Below are 7469 nucleotides of genomic sequence, written 5' to 3'. Positions count from 1 at the left end.
CCTCCCGTCCCGCCTTCCCCGCACCGCTGCCCATGCCCCCGCCCGTGTCGCTTGCCGCGTCTGCCGCCTCCCGCGCGGATCGCCCGCGGATTGCCCGCGGCGGGCGTCCCGTACGGCGTCGCGGGCAGCCGTCCGTCCCCGGCCGCTCCGCTCGGTCGCCGTCCGCCCAGGTCCGGGACCGTCCGGCCGTGCCCGCCCCGCTCGTGCCGTGCAGTCTGACGGGCGCACCTTTCCTCCCGCGAGCCCCCTGCGTCCCGTCCGCCCCCTTGATAGACGTTTGCCGCTGCACAATCGTGCGTACAACGGGTTTACGGGATCGATCCGCACCGTTCGTCCGCCCGCGCGGGCGACGGCGAGATCGGCGGCCGGGCACAACGCGCGGCCGCGAACAACAGGCGGCGGAGGGTTCGGGATGGCAGCAGGACCGCGCGTACTGGGCATCGTGCTGGCCGGCGGCGAGGGCAAGCGGCTGATGCCGCTCACCGCGGACCGCGCCAAACCGGCGGTGCCCTTCGGCGGCGTCTACCGGCTGGTGGACTTCGTGCTGTCGAACCTCGTCAACGGCGGCATCACCCGCATCGCCGTCCTCACCCAGTACAAGTCGCACTCGCTGGACCGGCACATCTCCACGACGTGGCGGCTCACCGGCCTCCAGGGCGACTACGTCACGCCCGTGCCCGCCCAACAGCGGCTCGGCCCCCGCTGGTTCATGGGCAGCGCCGACGCCATCTACCAGTCGCTCAACCTCATCCACGACGAACAGCCCGACTACGTCGTCGTGTTCGGCGCCGACCACGTCTACCGCATGGACCCGCGCCAGATGCTCCGCCAGCACATCTCCGGCGGCGCGGGCGTGACGGTCGCGGGCATCAAGGTGCCGCGTGAGCAGGCGAGTTCGTTCGGCGTGATCAGTACGGAGCAGGGCAGCGACCGCGTACGGGAGTTCCTGGAGAAGCCGCAGGACCCGCCCGTACAGTCCGGCGACCCGGACCATGTCTTCGCCTCGATGGGCAACTACATCTTCACCACGGACGTCCTGCTGGACGCGCTGCGCCGGGACGCCGAGGACGAGGAGTCCGTGCACGACATGGGCGGCAGCATCCTGCCGCTGCTCACCGAGCGCGGGCAGGCGCAGGTCTACGACTTCGACGAGAACGAGGTCCCCGGCGAGAGCGAACGCGACCACGGCTACTGGCGCGACGTGGGAACCCTCGACGCGTACTACGACGCGCACATGGACCTCATCTCGCCCGAGCCCGTCTTCAACCTCTACAACCGCGCCTGGCCCATCTTCACCAACCAGGCGCAGTTGCCGCCCGCGAAGTTCGTCGCGGGCGGCATCGCGAGCGAGTCGATGGTCAGCACGGGCGCGATCATCGCGGGCCAGGTCACCGGCTCGGTGCTGGGGCCGGGCGTCGTGGTCGAGGAGGGCGCGGTGGTGCAGGGCGCGGTCCTGCTGCCGGGCGTACGGGTGGGACGCGGCGCCGTGGTCCGCCAGTCGATCCTGGACAAGAACGTCGTGGTGCCCGAGGGCGCGACGGTCGGCGTCAACGGCGAGCACGACGCGGAGTACTGCACGGTGTCGGCGGAGGGCATCGTCGCCCTGGGCAAGGGGCAGCACGTACGGACGTGAGGCGCGGCACGAGGCGGGGACGGGGGCGTACGGGCGCGGGTGCCGCCGCCCAACTCGCGGCGGAAAACCAGCGGTTCGTGGTCCGCGGTCCGAGCCGTCCGGGTGGTTACGCTGACGCGTATGGCAGCCGAGCTGGAGATTCCGTTGACCGGGGGCCGGATCACAGAGGGCGTCGTACGGGTCGGGGACACGGTGCGGCGGCCGGTCGGACCGCACTCGCCGTTCGTGCACCGGCTGCTGCGGCACCTGGAGGACGCCGGCTGCGACGCCGCGCCGCGACTCCTCGGAACCGACGACCGCGGCCGCGAGATCCTCAGCTTCCAGCACGGTGAGACCCGTACGTCCTTCCAGGCCCGCGACTGGTCGCCCGCCCAACTCATCGCCGCGGCACGGCTGTTGCGCCGTCTGCACGATGCGACCGCGGGAACGCCCCTGGCGGACGGCGAGGAGACCGTCTGCCACAACGACTTCTCCCCGCTCAACGTCACCTTCGTCGACGGACTCCCCGCCGCCGCCTTCGACTTCGACCAGGCCGCCCCCGGCCCGCGCGTGCGGGACCTCGCCTACGCCGCCTGGCTCTGGCTCCTCGGCGCCGACATCGCCGCGCCGCTGACCCGCCAACTCGCCCTCCTGCGCACCTTCCTCGACGCCTACGGCCTCCCTCACGAACACCGCCACGCCTTCGGCGCCCGCATCGCCTCCCGCGTCGAGGCCGAACGCGCCTTCCACGAGGCCGCGGGCCGCGTCGCGCCTCCGGGCTCCTGGCTCGACCGCGAGATCGTCTGGCTCCGCGAGCACGCGGCGGCGGTGGACGGGGAGTTGGGGGCGGGCGGCTGACGCCGGCGCCGGTACGGGCGGCGTGCTCCCTACGTACGAGGGCGGGGCGCGGGCGCCAGGCCGGTGACCTGACGACCAGCCCTCAACACCCCTGTCACGACTCCCCGTTGACCCTCACCCCGCCCAACGCCCCCTGTGAGCGCCCCGGCACGGTACCTTCACCGTCCCCTTCACAGACAGCCCTTCCGTGATCACGAAACGTGGTCCTACACTGCTGTAACCGCCGGTAATTGCCCGGTCATCACCGGCCTCTTCGCGGCCTTCCCCCGTGTCTCGGCGCATCAGGCTGCCCGCATTCACCCGCTGGAGAATCCTTGACTTTCCCCCGTCGTCCCGGCATGTCCGTACAACCCCGCGGACGGGCCCGGCAGACCGCCCGTAACTCCGCCGCCGGACACGGGAGTTCGGGATTCCTCCGACGGGATTCGATGCGGTCCGCCTACCGGACGGGGTCCTCCAGCGAGGCGCTCACCGCCGCGCGCCGCGTCCAGCTCACCCGGGGACTGGGCCTCGTGCTCGGCGTCTTCGCCGCGTACGCGGTGGTGTCCTGCTTCCTCCCCGGTCTGCTGACGACGGAGGTCTTCCAGGGCGTCCGCGTCCTCGAACTCGGCGTCCTCACGCAGGTGTCGGCCATCGTCATCGGCGTCTACCGCCACGACCGCCATGCGCGCCGCCACGTCGAGCCGCTCGCCCAGCGCGTCGTGACCCGCCAGCCGGCCGCGGCCGAACCGGCCGAGGAGCAGGCCCGTCCCGCCGATCCCGCCGCGTTCAACGCCTTCGACTCCGCCCGCGCGTTCCGCGGTGCGGACGAGTCACGCGGTACGCAGGGCGCCCACCGTGCCTCCGCCCACGGGCCCCGCCGTACCGCCCGTACGGCCGCAACGGCGCGGGCGGCCACATGAGTTCGCTCACCGACGCGGGCGCGCTCGCGATGTCGGTCTTCCTCGTCTTCCTCGCGGGCTGTCTCTTCCTCTCCATGCTCAACAGCCCCGATCTGCGCGACGCCGCAGAGGACTTCTTCGCGCAGCGCGGGTCGTCCACCGGTACAGGCGGTACGGGCGGTTCGGGAACTACGGGAGTTGCGGGCGCGCTGCGCCAAGGGCTCGCCCTGACGGGCGACTTCGTCTCCGCCGCCGGACTGCTCTTCCTCTGCGGCATCGTCGCCACCGGCGGCCACGACGGCATCCTCATCGTCGCCGCGACCGCCCTCTCCCCGCTGCTCCTGAAGGTCCTGCTGGCCGAACGGCTGCCCGCGGCACGGGAGTTCGGCCCCGGCCGGTCGCTCGGCGACATCCTCGCCCGCCGTCTGCCGCCCGGCCCGGCCCGGCGTACGGCGGGTGTCGCGACGCTCGTGGTGTCCGTACCGCTGCTCGTCGCCCAGCTCGTCCCCGTCGGCGGAATCACCGCCGCCGTCATGGGACTTCCGGGCGAGCACGGCGCGATGGCCGGCATCGCGCTCACCGGCATCCTCATTCTGGCCTGCGCGGCCATCGGCGGCGCACGGGGCTCGACGCTGTTCCAGACGCTCAAGGCCGTCGGCTTTCTGCTCCTCGTGCCGCTGCTGGCCCTGCTCGTCCTCGCCCGCTTCGGCTGGGACCACGGCGCGGTCGTCAGCCGCGCCGCCCACGGCAGCGGCATCGGCGAGGCCGCCTATCTCGCCTCCGGCCGCCTCTTCGGCACCGATCTGACCGGCCGGCTCGACACCCTCAGCCTCGCCCTCACAGTGCTGCTGGGCGCGGCCTTCCTGCCGCATCTGCTGACACGCCTCTCGACGAGCCGTACGGCCGAGACCGCGCGCCGCTCCAGCAGCCTGGCCGTGATCGCCGTCCTCTTGCTGTGCGTCACGGCGGGGGTCGTCGGTCACGGCGTACAGGCCCTGGCCGGAGCGCAGCGCTCCGGTGGCGCGGGCCCGCACGGGGGCGACGATCTGCTGCTGCTCGCCGCGGGCCTGGACGGGAGCGACCCCGCAAGGCCGGGCAGCTCCGGCACGCTGCTGACGTTCATCGCCTGCGCCGCGTTCCTCGCCGCGCTCGCCTCCGCCTCCGTCCTGCTGCTCTCCGGATCGGCCGCCGTCGTCCTCGACATGGGACGCCACCGGCACGCCCACCCGGGCAAGCGAAATCCCGGCGCTCCGGGGGCGCGGCCCCGTCCCCTGCGGGCACGGATCGCGCTCGGGGCCGTCGGCGCGGTCTGCATCGCCCTCGCCGTCTTCGGCCGCGAGGCCGGCGCGCAGTTCTGGCTCACCCTGAGCTGGACCGAGGCCGCCACCGTCGTCCTCCCCGCGCTCGGCTGCGCCCTGCTGTGCCGCCGGTTCACGCTGCGCGGACTGCGCTGGTGCGTGTACGGCGGCACGCTGGTCGCCCTCACCCTGCTCGCCCTCTCCCCGGCGGTCTCCGGAAGCCCCGAGTCCGTCTTCCCGGACGCCCATTGGGCCGTCTTCCCCCTGCACGCCCCGGGCCTGGTCAGCGTCCCGGTGTCCTTCCTCCTCGCCTGGACGGGCACCCGCCTCACCCCGTCCCCGTCCCCGTCCGCTTCCCCTTCTGCTTCCGCTTCCGCGTCGCGGACTCCGTCCTCGTCTTCCGCGTCGCCCTCGGCCACGTCCCGGGAACAGGGGGCCCAACGGCCCTCTGCCTCGGGGGACTTGCTCACGGGTACGACCCGGGGGCGCGACTGACGGCCGAGCGCCGCCGAGGCCGAAGGTCACAATTCGTGCTGTACTCAACCAAGTTGACGGATCACTCGCTAAGGTTCATCCACGTACAAAGGTACGTAACGGACACACCAGGCTCTCTGCCTCTCGTGCGTCCGCGGAGGTTCTCTTGGGGGTGGGCCGATGCTGGAGATGACCAAGGGTGCCAACGTCAGTCTGGCGTCGCTGAGCGACGACGCCGACGCGGTGACGGTCGGCCTGACGTGGACGAGCGACGACGGGAACGGCGACGCCGACGTCTCCGTCCTGTTATTGGCACCAGACGGACGCGTTCGCAGTGACGCGGACTTCCTCTTCTACAACAACCCGAGCGCACACGACGGAAGCGTGCAGGTCCTCGGTACGACGCCCACGATCGACGGGAGCGAGGACCGCGTCAGTCTCGACCTGAGCGCGATCGCACCCGGGGTCTCGTACGTCGTCGTGGCGGCGAGCCGGTACGAGGGAGGCCGGTTCGGAGAGTTGGACGACCTCCGGCTGACGGTGACGGACGCGGGAGGCGAGCGGCTGCTCGGCTACACACTCGTCGGTGCCGCCGACGAGAGCGCGATCGTCTTCGGCGAGTTCTACAGGCGGGGCGCGGAGTGGAAGTTCCGGGCGGTCGGGCAGGGGTACGACACCGGACTCGCGGGCCTCGCCACCGACTTCGGGATCGACGTCGACGACGAGCAGCCGGACGGCGGGGTGGCAGAGGACGAGCCGGCGGACAGTGAACGGACGGACGGGGAGCCCGGCGACGGGCCGACCACGGCCGCCGGACTGTCCGTGACGATTCCCGCGCCCGCCCCCACCCCCATCTCCGCAGCCGCAGCCGCAGCCGTGCCCGTACCCGTACCTGACACCGTCCCCGCGTCCGTCCCCGAGCAGCCGCTGCCCCGGCGCCCCCGCACGGCGCGTAAGAAGATCACGCTGCCCAAGGCCGAGAAGAAGTCCCTTGCCGAGAACGACTCGTGGCACAGGGCGAGCCTGTTCCCCGTCTCCTCCCTCAAGAGCGACCGGGAACGCGAGGCCCGGGCGACGTCCGTACTGCTCTCGGTGATGGCCCAGGTCCCCGAGTTCGGCCGCCGCCTCACCGCCCCCTTCGGCGCCCCGGCCGGCCGCATGGAGACGTACGTCGAAGTCGTGCTGCCGAACGGAGAGGCCCCGCGCCGCCCCGACGGCGTGATCCGGGTGGAACGGGCCGGAAAGCTCTGGACGGCCCTGCTGGAGAGCAAGACGAACGGCGCCGCCGTGCAGCCGCGGCAGGTGCAGGAGTACGTCGACATCGCGACCCGCCGCGGCTACGAGGCCGTGATCACGCTCTCCAACGACGTGGCGCTGGACGGCACTTCGGTCGTGGACGTCAAGATCGACGGGCGCCGCAAGCACAAGGTCGCCCTGTGGCACCTGTCGTGGGCGGAAGTGGCGCACCAGGCCCGGATGCTCATCCACCACGAGGGCGTGAGCAGCGCCTCCCACGCCTGGCTGCTCCAGGAGCTGCTGTTCTACCTCAGCCACGACAACTCCGGCTGCCACGGCTTCCAGAACATGGGCCCCGCCTGGGTCCCCGTGCGCAACGGCATCGACGACGAGACCCTCAGCCACGGCGATCCGCGTGCGCTCGACGTCGTGGAGAGCTGGGAGCGGCTGGTTCGGCAGGTATGCCTCCGGCTCGGCGGCGAACTGGGCCAGAAGGTCCTTCCCGTTCAGCGCGGTGCGACGCGGCGGGACCCGGTCGCCCGCCGTACGGCGCTCGCCGACCAACTCTGCGAGAGGGGACGCCTCTTCGCCGAACTCCGCATCGAGGGCACGCAGGGCGTCCTGGCCCTGACGGCAGATCTGCGCACCGCACGGCTGCGCACGTCCCTCGACGTACCGGCACCCGAGCAGGGCTACCCGCTGACCTGGGCCAAGCGCCTCACCCGTCAGCTCGCCGAGGCTCCGGCGGATCTGCACATCGAGACGCTGCTGGCGGACGCCGCCAACGGCCCGCGCGGCACGCTCGAAAGACTGCGTCCCGAGCCGGGCGACATGCTCCCCAAGGACGACGTCCGGATCACGGGCTTCCGGCTCTCCCTGTTCAAGGGGATGGGCGGCACCCGCGGCAACGCCGAGTCGGGATTCATCCGCAGCGTGGACCAGGCCGTCGACCGGTTCTGTACGACGGTGGTGGCTCCGCTGGACCGCTCCCGGACGGCGCGGGGAAGCGCGCCCCGGCAGCAGCAGCCGTCGGCCCTCCGGTGACCCGTACGACCCGAGGCCGCGACTGACGGCGGCGGCCGGCCCGCGCTGTCACGGAAGGGGCGCGGG

The 7469-nt window shown here is 72.4% G+C and carries 5 protein-coding genes; all 5 read left to right on the top strand.

The window, feature by feature from the left end; genetic code table 11:
- Positions 1 to 412 precede the first annotated feature (412 nt).
- Positions 413 to 1633 carry a glucose-1-phosphate adenylyltransferase gene (gene glgC, locus AN218_RS32035; RefSeq protein WP_070020532.1) on the top strand — a complete coding sequence of 407 codons (1221 nt, stop codon included), beginning with the start codon at positions 413 to 415 and terminating at the stop codon, positions 1631 to 1633.
- A gap of 120 nt (positions 1634 to 1753) precedes the next feature.
- A complete protein-coding gene (locus tag AN218_RS35010; protein ID WP_079132820.1) occupies positions 1754 to 2470 on the top strand; it encodes a phosphotransferase in 717 nt (238 codons plus the stop codon).
- 338 nt (positions 2471 to 2808) lie between these two features.
- Positions 2809 to 3372 carry a DUF485 domain-containing protein gene (locus tag AN218_RS32025; RefSeq protein ID WP_141747781.1) on the top strand — a complete coding sequence of 188 codons (564 nt, stop codon included), beginning with the start codon at positions 2809 to 2811 and terminating at the stop codon, positions 3370 to 3372.
- Positions 3369 to 5144 (top strand): sodium:solute symporter family transporter, encoded by a 1776-nt coding sequence (locus AN218_RS32020; protein ID WP_070020530.1) that lies wholly within the window; start codon positions 3369 to 3371, stop codon positions 5142 to 5144. The genes AN218_RS32025 and AN218_RS32020 overlap by 4 nt, the downstream gene beginning before the upstream one ends.
- Before the next feature lie 159 nt (positions 5145 to 5303).
- The gene (locus tag AN218_RS32015; protein WP_070020529.1) at positions 5304 to 7403 is read left to right on the top strand and encodes a TerD family protein; all 2100 of its coding nucleotides are present in this window, start codon (positions 5304 to 5306) and stop codon (positions 7401 to 7403) included.
- Positions 7404 to 7469: the final 66 nt, after the last annotated feature.

The organism is Streptomyces nanshensis (assembly GCF_001751255.1).
GTDB classification, from domain to species: Bacteria; Actinomycetota; Actinomycetes; order Streptomycetales; family Streptomycetaceae; genus Streptomyces; species Streptomyces nanshensis_A.
Note: the sequence above shows the minus strand (reverse complement) of the source record. Positions and strands in the feature narration are given on the sequence as shown.